This is a genomic window from Salinicola peritrichatus, from assembly GCF_003206715.1.
GTDB lineage: Bacteria > Pseudomonadota > Gammaproteobacteria > Pseudomonadales > Halomonadaceae > Salinicola > Salinicola peritrichatus.
Window position 1 is genome coordinate 113,033 of sequence record NZ_PZJU01000049.1, and the last position, 21,138, is coordinate 134,170.

17 protein-coding genes are annotated in these 21,138 nt (G+C 64.1%); 16 read left to right on the forward strand and 1 reads right to left on the reverse strand.

The features are described 5' to 3' along the window. Positions 1–5: 5 nt before the first annotated feature. From DOM57_RS17000 to DOM57_RS17020, 5 genes are all read left to right on the forward strand, one after another. Positions 6–332 (forward strand): YbaB/EbfC family nucleoid-associated protein, encoded by a 327-nt coding sequence (locus tag DOM57_RS17000; protein WP_110650376.1) that lies wholly within the window; start codon positions 6–8, stop codon positions 330–332. Further along, a complete protein-coding gene (gene recR, locus DOM57_RS17005; RefSeq protein WP_110650377.1) occupies positions 332–937 on the forward strand; it encodes a recombination mediator RecR in 606 nt (201 codons plus the stop codon). Before DOM57_RS17000 ends, recR begins: the two co-directional genes overlap by 1 nt. An 83-nt stretch (positions 938–1,020) precedes the next feature. Next, positions 1,021–2,163, forward strand: coding sequence for a ribonuclease D (locus tag DOM57_RS17010; protein WP_110650378.1), 1,143 nt, complete (start codon positions 1,021–1,023; stop codon positions 2,161–2,163). Continuing rightward, entirely contained in the window at positions 2,163–2,468 is a 306-nt protein-coding gene (locus DOM57_RS17015) for a YcgL domain-containing protein (protein WP_110650379.1), read from the forward strand. Before DOM57_RS17010 ends, DOM57_RS17015 begins: the two co-directional genes overlap by 1 nt. A 3-nt stretch (positions 2,469–2,471) precedes the next feature. Further along, on the forward strand, positions 2,472–2,927 hold the full coding sequence (locus DOM57_RS17020; RefSeq protein WP_110650380.1) for a YcgN family cysteine cluster protein: 456 nt from the start codon (positions 2,472–2,474) through the stop codon (positions 2,925–2,927). Between the two features lie 141 nt (positions 2,928–3,068). Here the strand turns inward: DOM57_RS17020 and DOM57_RS17025 are convergent, their stop codons facing one another. Then, entirely contained in the window at positions 3,069–5,138 is a 2,070-nt protein-coding gene (locus tag DOM57_RS17025; protein ID WP_110650381.1) for a S9 family peptidase, read from the reverse strand. A 157-nt stretch (positions 5,139–5,295) separates the two neighbouring features. Between DOM57_RS17025 and DOM57_RS17030 the strand changes: the two genes are divergently transcribed. The 11 genes from DOM57_RS17030 (at position 5,296) to pstC (ending at position 21,123) form a co-directional block, all read left to right on the forward strand. Further along, positions 5,296–5,790: a hypothetical protein gene (locus tag DOM57_RS17030; protein ID WP_204353012.1), complete on the forward strand. Its 495-nt coding sequence runs from the start codon at positions 5,296–5,298 to the stop codon at positions 5,788–5,790. Between the two features lie 131 nt (positions 5,791–5,921). Beyond that, positions 5,922–7,718, forward strand: coding sequence for a vWA domain-containing protein (locus DOM57_RS17035; RefSeq protein ID WP_110650382.1), 1,797 nt, complete (start codon positions 5,922–5,924; stop codon positions 7,716–7,718). A 146-nt stretch (positions 7,719–7,864) separates the two neighbouring features. Further along, positions 7,865–9,544 (forward strand): AMP-binding protein, encoded by a 1,680-nt coding sequence (locus tag DOM57_RS17040; RefSeq protein ID WP_110650383.1) that lies wholly within the window; start codon positions 7,865–7,867, stop codon positions 9,542–9,544. 23 nt (positions 9,545–9,567) lie between these two features. After that, positions 9,568–13,614 (forward strand): ATP-dependent RNA helicase HrpA, encoded by a 4,047-nt coding sequence (gene hrpA, locus DOM57_RS17045; RefSeq protein WP_110650384.1) that lies wholly within the window; start codon positions 9,568–9,570, stop codon positions 13,612–13,614. An 83-nt stretch (positions 13,615–13,697) separates the two neighbouring features. Continuing rightward, entirely contained in the window at positions 13,698–14,828 is a 1,131-nt protein-coding gene (locus tag DOM57_RS17050) for a beta-ketoacyl-ACP synthase III (RefSeq protein ID WP_110650385.1), read from the forward strand. Further along, positions 14,828–15,589, forward strand: coding sequence for an MlaA family lipoprotein (locus tag DOM57_RS17055; protein WP_110650386.1), 762 nt, complete (start codon positions 14,828–14,830; stop codon positions 15,587–15,589). Before DOM57_RS17050 ends, DOM57_RS17055 begins: the two co-directional genes overlap by 1 nt. 3 nt (positions 15,590–15,592) lie before the next feature. Beyond that, on the forward strand, positions 15,593–16,741 hold the full coding sequence (locus DOM57_RS17060; RefSeq protein ID WP_239496293.1) for a PP2C family protein-serine/threonine phosphatase: 1,149 nt from the start codon (positions 15,593–15,595) through the stop codon (positions 16,739–16,741). After that, positions 16,734–17,240 (forward strand): STAS domain-containing protein, encoded by a 507-nt coding sequence (locus tag DOM57_RS17065; protein ID WP_110650387.1) that lies wholly within the window; start codon positions 16,734–16,736, stop codon positions 17,238–17,240. The genes DOM57_RS17060 and DOM57_RS17065 overlap by 8 nt, the downstream gene beginning before the upstream one ends. Positions 17,241–17,493: 253 nt before the next feature. Further along, the gene (locus DOM57_RS17070) at positions 17,494–18,711 is read left to right on the forward strand and encodes a Bcr/CflA family multidrug efflux MFS transporter (RefSeq protein ID WP_110650388.1); all 1,218 of its coding nucleotides are present in this window, start codon (positions 17,494–17,496) and stop codon (positions 18,709–18,711) included. Between the two features lie 328 nt (positions 18,712–19,039). Then, positions 19,040–20,077: a phosphate ABC transporter substrate-binding protein PstS gene (gene pstS / locus DOM57_RS17075; RefSeq protein WP_110650389.1), complete on the forward strand. Its 1,038-nt coding sequence runs from the start codon at positions 19,040–19,042 to the stop codon at positions 20,075–20,077. 107 nt (positions 20,078–20,184) lie between these two features. Next, a complete protein-coding gene (pstC, locus tag DOM57_RS17080) occupies positions 20,185–21,123 on the forward strand; it encodes a phosphate ABC transporter permease subunit PstC (RefSeq protein ID WP_110650390.1) in 939 nt (312 codons plus the stop codon). Positions 21,124–21,138: the final 15 nt, after the last annotated feature.

A 21,138-nucleotide genomic window follows, 5' to 3' on the forward strand; every position in this document is an offset into this window, starting at 1 on the left:
ACGTCATGTTCAAAGGTGGCATGGGCAACCTGATGAAGCAGGCCCAGGAAATGCAGGAAAAGATGCAGAAGGTCCAGGAAGAGATCGCGCAGATGGAAGTCACCGGCGAGGCCGGCGCCGGCATGATCAAGGTGACCATGAACGGCCGCCACGACGTCAGCCGTGTCGAGATCGATCCATCGGTGATGGAGGAGGACAAGGAGCTGCTCGAGGATCTGCTGGCGGCTGCCGTCAATGACGCCGCACGCAAGGTCGAAAGCCAGTCCAAGGCGCGTATGGAAGAGGTCTCCTCCGGACTCAACCTGCCACCAGGAATGAAGCTTCCTTTCTGATGAGTTTTTCGCCGCTGGTAGAACAGCTACTGGATAGCCTGCGGGTATTGCCCGGGGTTGGCCCCAAGACCGCGCAGCGCATGGCGTTGCACTTGCTCGAACGGGATCGCGAAGGCGGGCGACGTCTGTCCGAGGCGCTGCTCCGCGCGATCGACGAGGTCGGCTACTGTGAACGTTGTCGCACGCTGACGGAGGAGACGCTGTGTGGCGTGTGCCAGGACGCACGCCGCGATTCGAGCCTGCTGTGTGTGGTCGAATCGCCGGCGGACATGCTGGCGATCGAACAGGCGGGGGGCTATCGCGGTCACTATTTCGTGCTCCATGGCCATCTTTCGCCACTCGATGGTATCGGCCCCGACGATATCGGGCTGGACCAGCTCGAAGCGCGGCTGGCCAACCAGGGCGTTGGCGAGATCATCCTCGCCACCAACCCCACCATCGAGGGCGAGGCGACCGCACACTATATTGCCGAGCATCTGGTCGGGCAGGAGGTCAAGGTCTCTCGACTGGCCTATGGTGTTCCCATGGGAGGCGAGTTGGAGTATGTCGATGGCGGTACGCTCAGCCGCGCCTTTCAGGGGCGTCAGCCATTCTCTCGCGAGTGACGCCGGATCGACATCCGTCGCCCTTGCTGTTCCCCCGTACCCGATATCGATGGCCACGTCCGGTGGCCGGAAGGATTTTCCGCATGCCTGTCAAAGATAGCCCAGTCGAATACAGCCTGAACTGGGTCGATACGCCCGATAGCCTGGCCGCGGCCTGTGCCGCGCTGTCATCAGCCGAGGTGCTGGCGCTGGATACGGAATTCTTCCGTGAATCGAGCTTTTTCCCCATCCCGGCGCTGATCCAGCTCACCGCCGGAACCACCGTCCATCTGATCGATCCGCAGGCGGTCGACGTCAGCGACGATTTCCGACGCTTGCTGGCCGCGGGGCCGACAAAGCTCCTCCATGCCTGCAGCGAGGACCTCGAGGTGCTGTCGATGTGGGCCGGTGTGGAAGTCGCGCCGATCGTCGATACCCAGATCGCCGAATCGCTGCTCGGTAACGATCCCGCGATCGGCTATCGCCGCTTGGTACAGGAGCGCTGCGGGGTCGACCTGCCCAAGGACGAGACGCGTTCGAACTGGCTCGAACGCCCGCTGAGTCAGACGCAGCTCGACTACGCCGCGCTCGACGTCGTGTTCCTGCCGATCATCTGGCGACAGCAGCACGAAGTGCTCGAACGGCTGGGGCGTCAGGCCTGGCTGATGGAGGAGTGCCAGGCGCTGGGCGCTGCCCGGAATGCCGTCTCCAGCGATCGCTGGTATGCGCGCAATCGTCAGCTGTGGCGTTTGAAGCCGCGCCAGATCGAGGCCTACCGGTTGCTGACCACGTGGCGTGAAGAGGAAGTGCGCCGGCGCGACATGCCGCGGGGCTGGCTGGCGAAAGACAATCTGTTGTATGCCATCGCCGAGGCCATGCCGAAGAACCGCTTCGAACTGGCGGCGGTGGATGGCGTCACGCCGTCGCTGGTCAAGCGCGAAGGCGACAGCCTGCTGGCGCTGGTACGAGAGGCGCGTCAACGGGATGAGGCGGCACTGCCGGAGGCACTGCCGATGCCGACTGCGCCACCGTTCAAGCGCCGCATGAAAGCCCTGAAGCGAGTCGTGCAGGCGCACGCCGAGGCGCTTGGCATCGCGCCGGAGCGTCTGGCCAACCGCGCCGAAATGGAAGCGGTGGTCTGCGCCCACCTCAAGCAGACGACATTGCCGCTGCCGAGCGGATGGCGCGGGCGCTGCCTGGCCGAAGATTGGCGTCGGGCGCTGGCGGAGCAGGAGGCGCTCGCCTGATGGAAACGTCGCGACTGTTGTGCGAGAGGGTATTGTACCAGGTGGTCAAGAGTCCTCGGCACGACGAGATGTATCTCTATCTCGACAAGGGGCAGGGCATGGCGCCGGTGCCGGAGGCGCTCAAGCAGCGCTTCGGCACGCCGATTCCGGTGATGACCCTGCTGCTGCGACCGGAACGGCCGCTGGCGCGGGTCGACGTGACCAGGGTCATGGCATCGATCCGCGAGCAAGGATTCTATCTGCAGATGCCGCCGGCCAAGGACGCTTATCTGCTCGACCTGTTCACTCCCCGTGACGAGGCTTGAGCCATGCGCGAGCGATTCTGGGAACGTTTCGCCCTCGAGGAGCTGACCCAGGAAGAGTGGGAGGCGCTGTGCGACGGTTGCGGCAAGTGCTGCCTGGTGAAGATGGAGGACCCCGACAGCGGCGACGTGGCCACGCTGAACGTGGCCTGCCGCCTGCTCGATATCGGCAGTTGCCGCTGCAGCGACTACGACAATCGCTTTCAGCGGGTACCGGAATGCACCCAACTCGGTCTGGACAACCTGCACGACTTCCACTGGCTACCGCATAGTTGCGCCTATCGCCGCCTCGCCGAAGGACGCAAGCTGGCCAGCTGGCATCCGCTGCGTAGCGGCAGCGACCGGCGCATGCACGAGCGCCGGATGAGCGTGCGTCACTTCGCGGTCAGCGAAACCGAGGTCGACGCCGCCGATTACGAAGAGCACATTATCGAGGTCATTCCGCTGGACGATCGCCGCTAGAACTCATTGACGATCTGCTGCGCGTCGGCCAAACATCGTTGAAAACACTTTCGGAATGCTCATTTAACCCCATGTAAACTCCGCTTCCTCAAGCGTTTTCGCCTTGTTTGGCTCTAGCTCGCGAGATCGTAAAGCAGATGCTTAGAACCCGCCGCTCTCTAAAGCCCACAGGATAAAGGCGTCCTGCCGGGCGCCATCCCGCCACGCCTTGAATCTCCCCGACGCACCGCCATGCCCGGCGGCCATGTCGGTGCGCAGCAGCACCGGCCCGCGAGCGCTGCCCAGCTCGGTCATTCGCGCATAGAGCTTGGCCGGTTCCCAGTAGGGCACGCGGGAATCGTGCCAGCTGCCCTGGAGCAGGACGCTGGGATAGGGCTGATTGGTGAGATTGTCGAGCGGCGAGTAGTCGCGGATGCGCCGCCGCGCCGCCGGTTCGTTCGGGTTGCCCCACTCGCCATATTCCGCCGTGGTGAGCGGCAGGTCCGGGTTTTCCATCGTGCGCAGGACATCGACGAAGGGGACGTCGAGTACCGCCGCGCAGAACGCTTGCGGTTCGAGATTGAGACTTGCGCCGACCAACAGGCCGCCGGCGCTGGCGCCATAGGCGGCGATACGCGCCGGATCCGACAGGCCTTCCTCGACCAGCGCATGGCGCGCGGCGAGGAAGTCGCGGAAGCTGTTCTGCTTGTGTTCGAGCTTGCCGGCCAGATACCACGGTTCACCGCGGTCGCCGCCGCCGCGAACGTGGGCCACGGCGAAGGCGATGCCGCGGGAAAGCAGCTCCAGGCGGGCAATCGAAAACCACGGATCGAGCACTTCACCGTAGGCGCCGTAGCCGTAGAGCAGCGTCGGCATCGGCGCCTGGCCGAGACGATCGGCGCGGGCGACGACCGAGACCGGAATGCGCTCGCCGTCGTGTCCTTGGGCCCACAGGCGCCGGCAGGTCAGGTCCTCGGGTTGCAAGTCGCCATGCAGCGGCTGCGCCTTGAGCAGCCGCTGCTCGCCGCTGTCCAGATCGTGCTCGACCCAACGTACCGGCAGCGTGAAGGATTCCTCCCGCAAACGCAGTTTGCGCGTGGCGAAATCCGGCGTATCGCCGAGCGCCACGCTGCACGGCGTCTCCGGCAGCGGCAGGCGGCGTCCCGCCGGCGTTCCGGTCGGGCCGACTTGCTGGTCCAACTCGAGGATGCGCAGATGAACCTGCGCCTCGTTGTGATCGCGTTCGCTGATGACCAGCCCCCAGGCGAAGGCATCGACTCCCTCCAGCGTGACGTCGTCGCGGTGGGCGATCAGCGGCGTCCATTCGTCGGGCCGTTCGACGGGGGCGCTGTCCAGGCGGAAATGCGGCGCTTCGCGATTGTGCAACACGTAAAAGGTGTTGCTGCGATGTTCGAGCGCGTATTCGACACCGGGTTCGCGAGGGCGCACGCAGCGCGGCGGTGTCTCGGGGCTGGCGGCCGGGATCAGATGACACTCGGCGGTATCCTTGGAGGCCGTCTCCAGCACGATCCATTGGCGGGATCGGGTCTTGCCCAGGCCGATCCAGAACTCGGCATCGGTCTCCTCGAAGACTTTGTTCTCCTCGAGAACTTCGCCGCAGCGGTCGTCTTCGGGTCGCAGGCGCCACACGCTGGCGGGCCTTTGGGTGGCGTCGTAGCGGGTGAACAACAGCGTGCGGTTGTCTTCCGCCCAGACCAGCTCGGGGCCGAGGCGTCGGCGCAGACGCCTCGGCTCGCCATCCGGCAGGCGCTTGAGATAGAGGTCGAAGTATTCGTTGCCGCTGACATCCTCGGTCCACGCCAGCCACCGTTCGTCAGGCGAGATCGCCAGGTCGCCGAGTTCCAGATAGTCGTGCGACCGTGAACGCGCCCCGAGGTCCAGCAACAGTTGCGGCGCCTCGCTACCCTCCAGTGCCTGGCGCCACCACAGCGGGTAATCGGCGTCGGCGGCGGTCTCGCTCCAGTAGCGGAAGCGTTCCAGTGCCGTCGGCAGCCCTGTGACCGCCAGCTCCCGGCGCGCCAGGTGTCCCTCGTAGAGCGCCGTTTCGAGCGGCGCAAGCGGCACGAAGAAGCGGTCGCTCTCGCGATTGGCCGCGCGCAGGAACGCTTTGACTTGCGGATCGTCGCGGGATTCCAGCCAATGCCATTCAGGGTCGTCACGACGACGGAAATGGGTGACGGGGGAGACTTCGGTGGTCTGAGTCGAGGGCATAATCGGAGCGTGTCGAGACGAACGGAAGAAGGCGGGCCGGAATCGATCGTGCATGGCGGAAACGTCGCCGTTTTCGCGCCTCTCTCGGCCGGGCGGCTGTGCTTTCGGGGTGTGGAGTGTACCATGTCCCAAATCGTATGAATCGAGAGCCTTTACCATGCTGTTTTCCGATTCCTTGCCGCAACTTTGGCTGAGTTATGGTGTGTTGTCATTGGTGGTCCTGGTGACCGGTTATCTCGGCGTGCGTTTGCTGCCGCTGTTGCCGCGCCTGGTCCTGGTCGGTGTCGTGGCCGGCGGGCTATGGATGGTGGCGCCGTTTTCGCTGCCGTTGCTGCAGCCCGGGGAGACCTACTCGGGGCTGGCCCCGGCCATCGTGGTGATGGCGGTCGGCGTGCTGCAGCGAGATGGCGGACAGGTGGCGGGTGCATTTCCGCTGCTGCTGGTCGGCGCGGCCGTTGGGGCGGCCCTGGGCGTGCTGGCGTGGCGATTGCTGCGTCGCCGTCGGGATGACGGCGATGACGATCGTGGTGCGGGTAAGCGTGCCAGTACCCCGCCTGGTCGATCGGCACCACCGCGGCGGTCGTCCGCGCCCGCCAAGCGCGGTGATTCACGCCGCAAGCCGGGCGGGCGTCGTGAGCCGGTGGTCGGTTAAAAGACACTGTATGAATGCTTACGCGGTGTTTCCCTGGAGCCGGTTTACGATCTGCCGCGTGTCGGCCACGCGGCGTTGAAAGGTGGACGCGGCGTTGAAAGGTGGTATGTGTTTCGACAAGGAAGCGAGAAATGCGTGCGTTGAGGTTATTGCTGGTCTTGGTTGGCTGTCTGATCCCGCCCCTGGCATTGGCCCAGTCGGCACCGGACGTACGTATCGTGGTCGATGTGTCCGGCAGTATGAAACAGAACGATCCCCAGAACCTGCGTGCCAGTGCCCTGGGTTTCGCCGCCACGCTGCTGCCGCCGAGCGCCCGGAGTTCGATCTGGACTTTCGGCACGACGGTGGCCAACCCGCTGCCGAGCGGCGGGGTCGATGACCAATGGCGCGAACGTGCCGGCGGACTGGCCTCCCAGCTTACCGACTACCAGCAGTTCACCGATATCGAACGCGCGCTGCGTCAGGCGGCCGGTGCGGGGCCGGACAGCCCCGATCGCCATCTTATCCTGCTGACCGACGGCATGGTCGACCTGCCGGCGTCGGGGGCGGAGAAATCCCGTCTCGACACGGCGTCGCGCCAGCGCATCATCGAGGAACTGGCACCGGACCTGGCATCGCGCAACGTGGTCGTGCATCCCATCGCGCTCTCCGACAACGTCGATCTGCCGCTGCTCGAGCAGGTGGCACAGACGACCGGCGGGCTGGCGGCCATTGCCAATACGCCGGAAGAGTTGTTGCGCGCCTTTCTCGATGTGCTCGACCGCATTCTTCCCGGCGACCAGATTCCCATCGACGACCAGCAGCGCTTCACCATCGATGACGATATCGACGAATTCAATGCGCTGCTGTTCCATGCCTCCGGTAGCGACTCTCCCGTCCTGGTCGGCCCGCAGGGTCAACGCTATTCGCACGACGATCATCCCGGTTCGGTGGAGTGGCTGGGCAACGATCGTTACGACTTGATCACCGTGCCCAACCCAATGCCCGGCGAGTGGCGTATCGAGGGGGAGGTCGGCAGCGACAGCCGGATCGGGATTCATGCCGATATCGTGCTACGCAGTCAATCGTTGCCGGCCACGCTCTACCGGGGCTTCAGCACGCCGCTGGACGTCTGGCTGGAGGAGGATGGACAGACGCTGGCCGCCGACGAACTGCCGGCGGGTTTGAGCGTGCGCGCCGAATTGCGCGATATGGACGGTGGCATCCTGGCGCAGACGACGCTGGCGCCGAAGCAAGCACATTTTCGCGGCGAGTTGCCGGGCGCCGACCAACTCGGTAACGCGCGCCTGGCGATCATTGCTCGCAGCGACCGTTTGATTCGCCAGCAGGTCCAGACCGTCAACGTGGTGGCGGCGATGAGCGCCGAGCTCAGCCAGGACGGTACCCGGATCGTGGTCCGCGCCAATCATCCCGACCTCAACGCCGACAACACTCGGCTTAGCGCGAGCCTGACCGGCAATCCGCTCGATGTGCGCCAGAGCGGCGAACGTGAGTGGACGATCGAAGTACCGCAGACCGATCCCAACGAATCCCTGCCGGTCGAGATCACCGCCGAGGCGCAGATCGACGGCCGCACGCTGCATTTCGACCTGCCCATTGTGCGGCTCAATCCCGACGCTGCCGTCGACCTGAGTGGAGCGGATCTCGAACGTGGCGTCGCCAGCCAGTCCCGAGAACGGGACGACAGCGCCAGCAACGACGACAGCGAAGCCTTCAGCGACGGCCTTACTCCCTCGCAGATGGCCGATGTTGCGGTCGACAAGGCGCACCAGGGTTGGCAATTCGCGCGTCCTTACGTCGAGTCCTACGCGCAGCGCCCGGTGACCTGGCTGGTGATCGCGGCGATCCTGCTGCTCTGGTTGCTGCTGCGCTGGCGGCGCGCGGCCAGGCGGCGTCGACTGGCGCGGCGCTCGGAGCCGTCGCTGTAACAGAACCCTCGATAGGCTCCGTCGGAGAAGTCGGCGGACGCAGCCGGTGTGCGGGCGGCGCCTGGCCCTACAACCTTGGTGGCAGCGCCGACGCCGGACGATCCTGCTATAAGGGAACACAACCCAAGCCGAATCAAGGAGTTCCCATGAGCGATAGCGCCACCGCAGGCGTCGAATCGGGGCCGCCGCTGGAGGGGATGGATGCGTTCGAGTCGGTCGACGACATCATCACCGAAGCGTGCCGCCGGTTCGCCGACAAGCCGGCCTTCAGCTGCATGGGACAGAGCTTGAGCTACCGCGAGATCGACCGGCTATCCGATCGCTTCGCGGCCTGGCTGCAGCACGAGACGGATCTCGAGCCCGGCGACCGGATCGCCGTTCAGTTACCCAATGTACTGCAGTTTCCCGTCGCGGTTTTCGGGGCGCTGCGCGCGGGCCTGGTCGTAGTCAACACCAACCCGCTCTATACCGAGCGCGAGATGAGCCACCAGTTTCATGACTCGGGGGCCAAGGCAATCGTGATATTGGCCAACATGGCCTACAAGCTGGAGAAGATCCTCGACCAGACCGAGATTCGCCACGTCTACGTCACCGAGATGGGCGATCTGCACGGCTGGCCGAAGCGGCCGCTGATCAACCTTGCGGTACGCCACGTCAAGAAAATGGTGCCGGCCTACTCGCTGCCCGGGGCGATCGGCTTTCGGCATACCCTGTCGGCCGGCAGCCGGCATCGGAGCGAGGTGGCCGCGGGGCGGGGCGACGAGACCGCGGTGCTGCAGTACACGGGTGGCACCACCGGCGTGGCCAAGGGGGCGATGCTGACCCACCGCAATCTGATCGCCAACATGCTGCAGACCCGGCAACTGCTCGGCACTACCCTCGATGAAGGCGCCGAGACGATCATTGCGCCGTTGCCGTGCTATCACATCTACACCTTCACCGTGAATTGCCTGTTCGCGATGATCACCGGCCAGCACAACGTGCTGATTCCCAACCCACGGGACCTCGCCGGTTTCGTCAAGGTGCTGGCCAAGACGCCCTTTAGCGTCTTCGTGGGGCTCAATACGTTATTCAACGCCCTGTGTCAGCGCGATGACTTCAAGGCGCTCGATTTTTCCCGACTCAAGCTGACGATATCCGGCGGCATGGCATTGACCCAGGTCGTGGCCACACGCTGGCGGGAGACGACCGGTTGCGGCATCGTCGAGGGCTACGGGTTGACCGAGACCTCGCCCATCGCACTGGTCAATCCGCCCGACGCGCCGAGAATCGGCACCATTGGCCAGCCGGTGCCCGGCACCTCGGTTCGGGTGATCGATGACGAGGGACGCCCGCTGCCCCGTGGCCAGAGTGGTGAACTTTGCATCAAGGGACCGCAGGTGATGAAAGGGTACTGGAATCGTCCCGAGGACACCTCCAATACGCTGGACGACGACGGTTGGCTGCGTACCGGCGACATGGCCGTCGTGCAGGACGATGGTTATGTGAGGATCGTCGATCGCAAGAAGGACATGATTCTGGTCTCCGGTTTCAACGTCTATCCCAACGAAATCGAGGAGGTGGTCGCCGGCCACCCCGATGTGGTCGAGGCCGCCGCCGTGGGCGTGCCGGACGAAGAGGCCGGCGAGGCGATCAAGCTGTTCGTGGTCGCACACCGCGATGGGCTCGATGCCCAGGCGCTGCGCCAGTGGTGCAAGAAGGAACTCACCGGCTACAAGGTGCCCAAGTTCGTCGAATTCCGCGACGAATTGCCGAAGAGCAACGTGGGCAAGGTGTTGCGGCGGGAGTTGCGCGACGAGAGCAAGGCCTCCAAGCCCCAGGCGTGAGTTGAGGCGCCGACGGCGTTACAATGACGGGTTCGCCACCGCCGTTCGGTGGCGTCCGTTATCCTGCCGATATCGAGGATCTCTTGAGCGCCACTGCTTCTCAATCCCTGCAAGCCCTGAACGATCTGCAGCGCCGTCTCGATGCCTGCCTGCTGCGCGATGCCTTCGAGCAGCGCAAGCGCCTGGCGCGTCTGGCCAGGCGGGCACAGGAGGGCAAGCCGATCGATCGCTCGCTGCGCGAGATCGAGGCGCGTCTTGCGGCCTCGAGCGAGATCGTCGAGCGCCGGCGACGCCAGCCGGTGACGCTGGAGTATCCCGAATCGCTGCCGGTGGCCGCCAAGCGCGAGAGCATTCTCGAAGCGCTGCGCGAACATCCGGTGGTCATCGTCGCCGGCGAGACCGGCTCGGGCAAGACCACACAACTGCCCAAGCTCTGCCTGGAGCTGGGCCTGGGTCGCCGTGGCATGATCGGCCATACCCAACCGCGGCGGCTGGCGGCGCGTTCGGTGGCGTCGCGTGTGGCGGAAGAGCTGCGGGTGCCGCTCGGCGAGCAGGTCGGCTATCAGGTGCGCTTCACCGACCAGAGCAGCGACGATACCCTGGTCAAGCTGATAACCGACGGCATTCTGCTGGCGGAGACCCAGCACGATCCCGATCTGCTGCGCTACGAGGCGATCATCATCGACGAGGCGCATGAGCGCAGCCTTAACATCGACTTCCTGCTCGGCTATCTCAAGCGGCTGACGGCGCGGCGCCCCGACCTCAAGGTGATCATCACCTCGGCGACCATCGACGTCGAGCGCCTCTCGCGACACTTTTCCATCGAACGGGCTGGCGAGACATGGCCGGCACCGGTGGTCGAGGTTTCCGGGCGCGCCTACCCGGTGGAGGTGCACTATCGGCCGCTGGTGCGTGAGACGCGGGAAGAGGACGATCTGACGCTACAGGAAGGCATTCTGGCCGCCGTCGACGAGATCGAGCGAATCGAGCGCGAGAAGCGCTGGTACAGCGGGCCGCGCGACATCCTGATCTTTCTGCCCGGCGAGCGTGAAATCCGCGAGACCGCCGATACCCTGCGCCGGGCCGAGCTCAAGAGCACCGAGATTCTGCCGCTTTACGCGCGGCTCTCCAATGCCGAGCAGAACCGGGTATTCCAGTCCCACGCCGGGCGCCGCATCGTGCTGGCGACCAACGTCGCCGAGACTTCGCTGACGGTGCCGGGCATTCGCTACGTGATCGACCCCGGACTGGTGCGCATGAGCCGCTACAGCTTTCGCGCCAAGGTGCAGCGGCTGCCGATCGAGCCGGTCAGCCAGGCCAGCGCCGACCAGCGTAAGGGACGCTGCGGGCGTGTCGCCGAGGGTGTCTGCATCCGCCTCTACAGCGAGGAGGACTTCCTTTCCCGACCCGAATTCACCGAACCGGAGATCCAGCGCACCAATCTGGCCTCGGTGATTTTGTCGATGCTGTCGCTGAAACTCGGCGATGTGCTGGAATTTCCCTTCGTCGATACGCCGGATGCGCGCTTCGTCAGGGATGGCTACCGGCTGTTGTTCGAACTCGGCGCGGTCGACGCCGGCGAACATTTGACCCAACTGGGCCGCCGGCTGGCGCGGCTGCCGATCGATCCGCGCCTGGCGCGCATGGTGCTGGCGGGGGAGCAGTTCGGCTGCCTGCGCGAGACGCTGATCGTGGTCAGCGCGCTGGCGATCCAGGACCCTCGCGAGCGTCCGGCGGAGAAGCGCCAGGCCGCCGACCAGCGCCACAAGCAGTGGGACGACCCGAATTCCGACTTCGTCGCCTGGCTCAACCTGTGGCAGGGCTTCGAGGCCGCTCGCGAAGAGCTCTCCGGCAACCAGTTGCGGCGCTGGTGCCGCGACCAATATCTCAGCTATCTGCGCCTGCGCGAATGGCACGACACCTATCGCCAGCTGCGCCAACTGACCCGCGAGATGAAGCTCGAACTCTCCAGCGCCATGCGCCCGGCCGAGGGCGAGGACGAGCCGCCGCGGGTCGATGCGCAGCGCCTGCACCAGGCGCTGCTGGCCGGGCTGCTTTCGAACCTGGGCCAGTTGCAGGAGAGCCGCGAGTTCCTCGGTGCGCGCAATCGCCGTTTTCTCATCCATCCGTCGTCCGGGCTGTCCCGCAAGCCGCCCAAGTGGGTGATGGCGGGCGAGCTGGTGGAGACCAGCCGGCTGTATGCCCGCGACGTGGCACGGATCAAGCCGGAGTGGATCGAACCGCAGGCGGCGCACCTGATCAAACGTGCCTACAGCGATCCGCATTGGGAGCGCAAGCGGGCCCAGGTCGTGGCGCTGGAGCAGGTCACGCTGTTCGGGCTGCCGATCGTCAGCGGGCGCCGGGTCGATTACGCCAAGGTCGCGCCAACGGAGGCGCGCGAGCTGTTCATTCGGCGTGCGCTGGTGGAGGGCGATTACCAGACCCGGGCGCCGTTCTTCGAGCACAACCGGGCGATGATGGCCGAGGTCGAGGATCTGGAGGACCGGGCGCGCAAGCGCGACATCCTGGTCGACGAGGAGACGCTGTTCGCGTTCTACGACGAGCGCATCCCCGCGGACGTCGCCGGCGGACGCAGCTTCGAGAACTGGCGCAAGCAGGCCGAGCGCGAGACGCCGGATATCCTCAAGCTCGACAAGGCGGCGCTGATGGCGCGGGAGGCCGACGAGGTCAGCGTCGAGCAGTACCCGGACGAGCTGGTGTACAACGGGGTGCGCTATCCCTTGAGCTACCATTTCGCCCCCGGGGCGAGCGACGATGGCGTGACCCTGACCGTGCCGGCGGTGATGCTGGCGCAACTGCCGGAAGGGCGCCTGTCGTGGCTGGTGCCGGGGTTGTTGCGCGAGAAGTGCATCGCGCTGCTCAAGGCGCTGCCCAAGCCGCTGCGCCGCCAGGTGGTGCCGATTCCCGACTGGGTGGACGCCGCGCTGGCGACGTTGACCCCGGACGAGCGCCCGGTCGAGGAGGCGCTGGGCGAGTTCCTGCGCGTCAAGACCGGCATCCGCCTCGATCCGAGCGCCTGGCGCATCGATCAGCTCGAACCGCACCTGATCATGAACCTGCGCGTGGTCGACCACGAGGGCAAGACCCTGGGCGAGGGACGGGACCTGCGTGCCTTGCGCGAGCGCTTCAGCGCGGCGGCGGCGGAGGGCGCCCGCGCCATGGCGCGGGAACAGCGCGACGACGCCGAAACCCTCGACGACCTGCCCGAGTCGGCGTTGCCGGATTCGCGTACCACCAGCCAGGCCGGGATTCAGGTCGAGGTCTATCCGGCATTGGTGGCGGAAGGCGACGAGCTGCGTATTGCCTGGTTCGACCATGCCGAGCGGGCGGCGGCGGCGCACCGCGACGGTATCGTGCGACTGGCGCGCCGGCGCTTGCCCGATACGGTGCGCTACATTCAGCGCGAGCTTCCGCTGCTCAAACAGTGCGCGCTGCTGTTCGCCAAGGTCGGCAGTCGGGAGCAACTGGCTCAGGATGTGATCGATGCCTGCTTCGCCCAGACGCTGGCGGCAGATCCGCTGCCGCGCTCGCGCGCGGAATTCGATGCCCGAATCGAGACCTTGCGCGGCGATCTCGTCGCTCATGCCGAAAGCCTGCTGCGCGATCTACACCAGGCGCTGCAGGGACATCTGGCGGTGACCAAGGGGCTCAAGGGCAATGTCAGCCTGGCCCTGGCGCTGACCTATAGTGATCTCAAGGCGCAGATGCAGCGGCTCGTCTACCCTGGGTTCGTGCGTGATGCCGGGGATTGGCTCAAGCATTACCCCCGCTATATGCAGGCCGCCGAAATCCGGCTCGAGAAGGCACCACGGGATCGCCGCCGCGATCAGCTCGCGATGCAGCAGGTCCAGGCTTGGGAGGCGCGGCTGGATTCGCGTCTCGAATCGACTCGGCGCGAGGGCGTTGCCGATCCCGCGCTGGTCGAGTTCGGCTGGTGGTTGCAGGAGTGGCGGGTATCGCTGTTCGCGCAGCAGTTGGGCACGCTGGAGAGCGTTTCCGAGAAACGTCTGGCACGGCGCTGGCAGGAGATCACCGGGCAGAGCGTGTGACCGGCAAGGCGCGCCGGAGCGCATCCACTCGTGGTGAACGCACGTAACGATCAGAAGCGGCCGATGCCGCTGGAGAAACAGTCATGACCCAAGCCGTGATTACCGCGACGGGCCTGTTCACGCCGCCGGAGTCGATCGACAATGCCGCTCTGGTGGCCAGCTTCAACGCCTGGGTCGATGCCGAGAACGCACGTCATGCCGATGCGATCGCCAGCGGCGAGCGTGAGCCGCTGGGCCACTCCAGTGAAGCCTTCATTCTCAAGGCTTCGGGTATCGAGAGTCGCTATGTGATGGAGGCAAGCGGCATCCTCGACCCCGAGCGCATGCGGCCGCGCATTCCCGAGCGTGCCAACGGCGAACTCTCGCTGCAGGCCGAAATGGGACTGGCGGCGGCGCACCAGGCGCTCGACAAGGCTGGCGTGCGCGCCGATCAGCTCGATCTGATCATCGTCGCCTGCTCCAATCTGCAACGCCCCTATCCGGCGGTCTCGGTGGAGTTGCAGGCCGCACTGGGCGCCGGTGGCTACGCCTTCGACATGAACGTGGCCTGTTCCAGCGCGACCTTCGCCATCGACATGGCCACCAATGCGATTCGCGCCGGTAGCCTCGAGCGGGTGCTGGTGGTCAATCCCGAGATCTGCTCGGCGCATCTCAATTTCCGTGACCGCGACAGTCATTTCATCTTCGGCGACGCCTGCACGGCGATCCTGCTCGAGGCCGATCATCTGGCCCGGGAGCGTGAGCATTTCACCGTTCTAGGCACGCGACTGGTGACGCGGTTCTCCAATGCGATCCGCAACAACTTCGGCTTTCTCAACCGCCTGGCGGATACCGGCGCGGGTGCCGCCGACAAGTTGTTCGTGCAGGAAGGGCGCAAGGTCTTCAAGGAGGTCTGCCCGCTGGTCGCCGAGTTGATCCTCGATCATCTCGAAAGCCAGGCGCTGACGGGAGAATCGGTAAGGCGACTGTGGCTGCATCAGGCCAATCGCCACATGAACGACCTGATCGCCAAGCGCGTGCTGGGGCGTGAACCCAGCGCAGCGGAAGCGCCGGTGATCCTCGATCGCTACGCCAATACCAGCTCTGCCGGATCGATCATAGCGCTGCACCTGCATCGCGATGACCTGCAGCAAGGCGAGGTGGGGGTGGTGTGTTCCTTCGGCGCGGGCTACAGTGCGGGCAGTGTGATACTGCGTAAAGGGAATGCGTGTTGATGAAATCGATCCATTGGCTGGGCGGCGTTTGCGTCGCTGCGGCGCTCGGCGGATGCGCTTCGACGAATGAGGCGACCCATCCGCAGGATGCCAATCCACAGGATCCCTGGGAGGGCTTCAACCGGGGCGTCTATCAATTCAACGACACGCTCGATCGCTACGCGCTCAAACCCATCGCTCAGGGCTATGACACCGTGACCCCCGACCCGGTTCAGGATGGTGTCGGTAACTTCTTTTCCAACCTGGGCGAGATCGGCACCATCTTCAATAGCGTGCTGCAGTGGGAATGGGGCAATGCCGGTGTCGCTTCCGGCCGATTTCTGGTCAATACCGTGCTGGGGGTCGGCGGCATACTCGACCCGGCCACTCGCATGGGACTGAACGAGAACGAAGAGGATTTCGGCCAGACTCTGGCGGTCTGGGGCGTCGATTCCGGCCCTTATCTGGTGTTGCCGATCTTCGGTCCGAGCACGGTGCGCGATGCCAGCGGCCTGCCGGTGGATCATTACACCTATCCGGTGACCTACGTCGAAGAGGACAAGTGGCGCTATGGACTGACCTTCCTGCGTTACGTCGATCTGCGTGCCGGCCTGCTGGATCAGGAGTCGCTGATTCAGGGCGATCGCTATAGTTTCATCCGCGACGCCTATCTGCAGCGGCGACAGTTCGAAATCTCCAATGGCGTTGTCGGAGAGGATCCGTTCGCCAGTGGCGGTTTCGGTGATGATTTCGAATATAGTGAAGACGACTTCGCCGAGTAAACCGTGTCCAAGACGCAGCCGGACGTACCCGTGATCGGCGTGATCGACCTGCCGGGACGGGATCGCGAAACCCTGGTGGGGGAAATCGCCCGCCTCGATGCGGTGGTGCACACCGCCGAGTCGCTCGAGGCGCTGCCGCCGGATTGCGACCTGATCGTGGCGCACGTTCGCGCGGTGTCTCATGATGGTTGGGAAAAACTGACCGCGGGACGGCCGACGATCATCGTCAGTGAAAGCCGCCGTGACGGCGATCTGCACAAGGCCGTGGATGCCGGGTTGATCGATTATCTCGTCGAGCCGCTCAAACATGCCGATATCTTGCGACGTCTCATCGTGCGGGGGTTGGATCTCGATCGACTGGCCAGGGCGCATGAAGCAAGTCGAGCCGAGCTGGAGGCGCTCAATGAGCGTCTCGAGACGCATCTCGGAATATTGCGCGAGGATCAGCGTGCCGGCGGCCATGTGCAGCGCAAGCTGTTGCCGCCTCAGGGCAAGACATATCGCGGCGTACGCTGCGACTATTGGTTCGCGCCTTCGCTTTACCTGTCCGGCGATTTTCTCGATTTTCAGCGCTGCGACGACCGTTACAGCTTCTTCTATTTCGCCGACGTGGCCGGGCACGGGGCGTCGTCGGCATTCGTGACCGTACTGCTCAAGTATCTGTGCAACCGTTGGATATCCCAGTGGCGCACGTTGTTGCCGGAGGCCTTTCCCTCGCGCTGGCTGGGCGAACTCAACCGCGAGTTGATCGAGACCGGCATCGGCAAGCACGCCACGATCTTTGCCGGAGTACTGGACCACGAGCGCCATTTTCTGCACTATGCGCTCGGCGCTCAGTTGCCCATGCCCATCCTCCAGAGTGAGGAGCGCGGCACCTACCTGGGCGGAGAGGGACCGCCGGTGGGGTTGTTTCCGGATGTCGAATACCCCATCTACGGTTGTCCACTGCCGGAGCATTTTCGGCTCTGGTTCTGTTCCGACGGCGTTCTGGAGTGCCTGCCGGAGGCTTCACTGGATGCGCGACTCAAGGAGCTCGAGCGTCGCGTGACACGTTGCACCCGCGTCGAGGACCTGAAGGATGGACTGACGCTGGGAGATCAACTGCCGGATGATCTCAGTATGATGACACTGAGTGGTTTCGACCATGATTGAAGGGCGAATCAAGGCGGCCTTCGAGTCGGGCGTGTTCGTGCTCAAGCTTTGTGGCGACGTGCGCCTGACGCTATGCGCAACGCTCGACGCGGAAGCGCAGCGGCTGGCGGAGCTGCCCGGCCTGCGCGCGGTGATGGTCGATCTACGCGAGGCGACCAACGTCGATTCCACGGCGCTGGGTTTTCTGGCCAAGGTTGCGTTGGCGGTGCAAGGTCGGCTCGAGCATCCCCCGACCATCGTCGCCGAACATCCCGATGTGCGGCGGATGCTAGACGTCATGGGCTTCGCTCGCTATTTTACGTTGCTGGAGGCGCCACTGACGGAACCGGCCGAACTGGCCGAGCTTCCGCACGTCGAGACCGACGAAAGCGGCATTCAAGAGCGTATTCTCGAGGCGCATCGGATCCTGATGCACATGAGCGACCATAATCGCCACGAGTTTCAGCCGCTGGTGGAGCTGTTGGAGTCCCAGCACGTCAAAGCCTCGTCGTCGCATTGACGGCCAGCCGGCCTGCCGCGATTCGAATCGGGCCGATCGATTAAGTTCTCCCGAACCCGCGGCTTCGCATCTGTCATGCATTGAAGTTCGTTGCGCCAGCCCAGTGCTGGCGTTTCTTGACGCCTTGTCGGCTCATGCTGGCAGGGCGTTGCCGTTCTACGCCGGCATCGGCCGGCAGTTGTCGAGTCACTAGGGGTTGTTGACGTTTCGTGCGCAGCCACGCTGGAACGTCGACGCCCCCTAAGGAGCGTACGTGACTACCTTGACCGCAAGCCGTCTCGCGCTGTTGGTTGCCGCCAATACTGCGTTGGCGCCACTGGCGATCGACGCCTATCTGCCAGCCATGCCGTCGCTGGCGGCGTCGATTGGCGCCAGCGTCCACCATACGGAACTGTCGTTGAGCGTATTCCTGCTCGGGTTTGCACTGGGGCAGTTGATCTGCGGCCCGCTCTCCGATCGCTTCGGACGCAAACCGGTACTGATGGCGGGGCTCGCGGTCTTCATGATCGCCAGCCTGGCACTCACCCAGGTCGGCTCGCTGGCAACGCTATGGGGGTGGCGCTTCGTTCAGGCGCTTGGCGGTGGTGCCTGCGTGGTCAATTCCGCAGCCATCGTGCGCGATCGCTTCAGCGGTCGCGAAGCGGCACGCGTGATGTCGACCATGGTGATGATCCTGATGATGGCACCACTGGTGGCGCCGGCCATCGGTAGCGCCTTGCTGCATCTGGCCGACTGGTGGCTGATCTTCCTGTTTCTGGCCGTCTATGCCGGCTTCGTGTTGTGGCTGCTGGGGCGGCATCTGCCCGAGACCCACGGTCGCGATCCACAGGCGCCATCGGCACGTCGAATTCTGGCCAACTACGCCAGCGTGCTGCGCCATCGCGAGGCAATGGGTTATATCGGCGCGGTGTCGATGTCGTTTGCTGGCATGTTCGCCTTCATTACCGGTTCACCCTACCTCTACATGGAACACTACGGGCTTTCCACGACGCTCTATCCGTTCGTCTTCGGCGCCAACATCCTGATCATGGCCTCGTCGAGTCGGCTCAATATCCGGCTACTCAAGCGCCGTACACCCCAGCAGAACCTGCTGTTGGGGCTGGGCGTGCAACTGACCGCCGGCTCACTGCTGGTCGCGCTGGTTGCCACGGGACTCGACTCGATCTATACGGTCGCGCCGTTGATGGTGGTCTTCGTCGGCATGCAGGGACTGATCAGCCCTAATGCGATGTCGTCGATGCTCGACCATTTTCCGCACATGAGTGCCACGGCGACCGCGTTGCAAGGTTGCCTGCAATTCACCTGCGGGGCCGTCTCCGGGGCCTTGGTCGGCGCATTCGAGCTGGCCAGCGCATGGCCGACGGTGCTGACGATGCTGGGAGCTACCTTGCTGGGCAATATCGGCGTTCGCGTTCTGGCCGGACGCGCGCTCAAGCGTGGCGAGATCGCGCTGGGCGAATCCGAGGCCTGAGCGGACTTACCCAAAACCGCCAAGCGGTTACGCGCTTTGACGATTGTCATCCTGTTGTCATGAAAGCTTGTCACCGTGTGTCTGCGGAGGTGACAGCCATTCTCGACGGTTGGGCTCGAAAAACCATCGACGATTTTGCCGAATTGGCGGTCGTTCGATGGTTTTTTCACAAAGGGGCACGGGACATTCGACGAATGTCTTTTCAAAACGATGACGCGGGTGTCATGAAACTGTCATTAGGCTGACGTACTGTCTCGCCCTGAGAGTGTTGGCAACCTTCGCAACGTCGTTATCGCTCACGCATTCACGGTGGAAACAGGATATCGCTATGCTAAAACATGTCTTCGCAACGCTCATTTCCGGTTCTCTGGTACTGGGGGCCGCAGCCCAGGCTCAGGAAGCCATCACCGGTGCCGGCGCGACCTTCCCGTATCCGGTCTATTCGCAGTGGGCGGACGCTTATCAGGACGAGTCCGGCATTGGCCTCAACTACCAGGCAATCGGTTCCGGCGGTGGCATCCAGCAGATCACGGCCAAGACCGTGACCTTCGGTGCCAGCGATGCGCCGATGGAGAAGGAAGAGCTGGACAAGAATGGCCTGCTGCAGTGGCCGATGGTCATGGGTGGCGTGGTTGCGGCATTCCATGTCGATGGTATCGATGGCTCACTGAACCTCGACGGTCCGACTCTGGCCGACATCTACCAGGGCAAGATCACCAGCTGGAACGATCCGGCCATCGCCGAGCTGAACCCGGATGCCGATCTTCCGGACACGCAGATCACGCCGGTCTATCGGGCCGAAGGTTCCGGTACCAACTTCCTGTTCACGCACTATCTGTCTCAGGTCAGCCAGGACTTCGCCGATAACGTCGGGGAAGGCAAGTCGGTTGCCTGGCCGACGGGTGTCGGCGCCAAGGCCAACGCCGGTGTCGCCAGCCAGATCGCCAACACCAACGGTGCGATCGGTTATGTCGAGTTCGCCTACGCCGCTCAGAACGATCTGAGCCTGGTGCACCTGAAGAACAAGGCTGGCGAGGTTGTCGAGCCGAACATGGATTCCTTCATGGCGGCAGCCGCCAACGCCGACTGGCAGAATGCTCCGGGCATGTACCTGGTGCTGACCAACCAGCCGGGTGACGAAAGCTGGCCGATCACCGGCGCTTCCTTCATCCTGATGCACAAGCAAGTGCAGGATGTGGACGCTGCCCGTCAGGCACTCGAGTTCTTCGACTGGGCTTACACCAACGGCAACGACATGGCGCAGGAGTTGGACTACGTGCCGATGCCGGAAAACGTCGCCGACATGGTTCGCGACAGCTGGGGTGAAATCAAGGGTCCGAACGGCGAAGTCGTCTGGAACCAGTGATCGCTGTATGACAGGCCGCGACGGCGAGCGGATTCCCGCTCCCGTCGCGGAGTTGTATTGAATACCGTTGCAACGACGGTACTGTGGCAAGCCGACGAGGAATTGACATGGCCACCAACGCGATTCAAACCGACAGCGGCTTGGGGCGCTTGAGCGAAGCTACCCGCAAACGATTGCAGCGCAAGGCGCGCATTGACGTGTTGTTCGAGCGCACGCTGTTCGTTTTTGCCTTCGCGGTGCTACTGCTGCTCGGGGCGATCATCGCGTCGTTGATTGCTTCCAGTTGGCCGGCACTTCAACGTTTCGGATTGGATTTCTTCACCGAGAATCGCTGGGCCGCCAATGTCGAGATCTTCGGTGCCTTGCCGGCTATCTACGGGACCCTGCTGACGTCATTCATTGCCATCGTCATAGCGGTTCCTGTCTCTTTCGGTATCGCCATCTTCCTGACCGAGCGATGCCCCGGGTTCTTGCGTCAACCGCTCAGTACATTGATCGAGCTGTTGGCGGGAATCCCTTCGATCATCTACGGCATGTGGGGCATGGAAGTGCTGGCGCCGTTGCTGCGCACTTGGTTCCCCACTGTCTTTCCCGCCGGCACCGGACTGGCCACGGCGGGTATCATCCTGGCGGTGATGATCATCCCGTTCATTACGGCGGTCAGCCGTGATGTGATCAATACCGTACCCGCCGTGATGCGTGAGTCCGCCTATGGCCTGGGTTGTACCACCTGGGAGGTGGCGAGTCAGGTCATCCTGCCGTCGGTCAAGACGGGACTGGTCGGCGGCGTGGTGCTAGGGCTGGGGCGTGCCCTGGGTGAAACCATGGCGGTGACCTTCGTCATCGGCAACAACCTGTTCCTGAACACCACCTTGACCGGGCAGGGGACCTCGATCGCGGCGTTGATTGCCAACCAGTTCTCCGAATCCGACGGTACCCAGCGCTCGGCACTGCTGGCATTGGGCCTGATTCTGTTCCTGATTACCTTCGTCGTGCTGGCCATTGCGCGGTATCTGTTGCGCAACAGCACCGGCCGCCATGCCTGATGCGATGGGAAAGCC

Coding starts and splice junctions, on each gene's coding strand:
- DOM57_RS17000 (WP_110650376.1), top strand. CDS start 6: ATGTTCAAAGGTGGCATGGGCAACCTGATGAAGCAGGCCCAGGAAATG.
- DOM57_RS17055 (WP_110650386.1), top strand. CDS start 14,828: ATGAAATCGATCCATTGGCTGGGCGGCGTTTGCGTCGCTGCGGCGCTC.
- pstS (WP_110650389.1), top strand. CDS start 19,040: ATGCTAAAACATGTCTTCGCAACGCTCATTTCCGGTTCTCTGGTACTG.
- DOM57_RS17020 (WP_110650380.1), top strand. CDS start 2,472: ATGCGCGAGCGATTCTGGGAACGTTTCGCCCTCGAGGAGCTGACCCAG.
- DOM57_RS17050 (WP_110650385.1), top strand. CDS start 13,698: ATGACCCAAGCCGTGATTACCGCGACGGGCCTGTTCACGCCGCCGGAG.
- pstC (WP_110650390.1), top strand. CDS start 20,185: ATGGCCACCAACGCGATTCAAACCGACAGCGGCTTGGGGCGCTTGAGC.
- recR (WP_110650377.1), top strand. CDS start 332: ATGAGTTTTTCGCCGCTGGTAGAACAGCTACTGGATAGCCTGCGGGTA.
- DOM57_RS17030 (WP_204353012.1), top strand. CDS start 5,296: ATGCTGTTTTCCGATTCCTTGCCGCAACTTTGGCTGAGTTATGGTGTG.
- DOM57_RS17010 (WP_110650378.1), top strand. CDS start 1,021: ATGCCTGTCAAAGATAGCCCAGTCGAATACAGCCTGAACTGGGTCGAT.
- DOM57_RS17040 (WP_110650383.1), top strand. CDS start 7,865: ATGAGCGATAGCGCCACCGCAGGCGTCGAATCGGGGCCGCCGCTGGAG.
- DOM57_RS17065 (WP_110650387.1), top strand. CDS start 16,734: ATGATTGAAGGGCGAATCAAGGCGGCCTTCGAGTCGGGCGTGTTCGTG.
- DOM57_RS17015 (WP_110650379.1), top strand. CDS start 2,163: ATGGAAACGTCGCGACTGTTGTGCGAGAGGGTATTGTACCAGGTGGTC.
- hrpA (WP_110650384.1), top strand. CDS start 9,568: ATGACGGGTTCGCCACCGCCGTTCGGTGGCGTCCGTTATCCTGCCGAT.
- DOM57_RS17035 (WP_110650382.1), top strand. CDS start 5,922: ATGCGTGCGTTGAGGTTATTGCTGGTCTTGGTTGGCTGTCTGATCCCG.
- DOM57_RS17025 (WP_110650381.1), bottom strand. CDS start 5,138: ATGCCCTCGACTCAGACCACCGAAGTCTCCCCCGTCACCCATTTCCGT.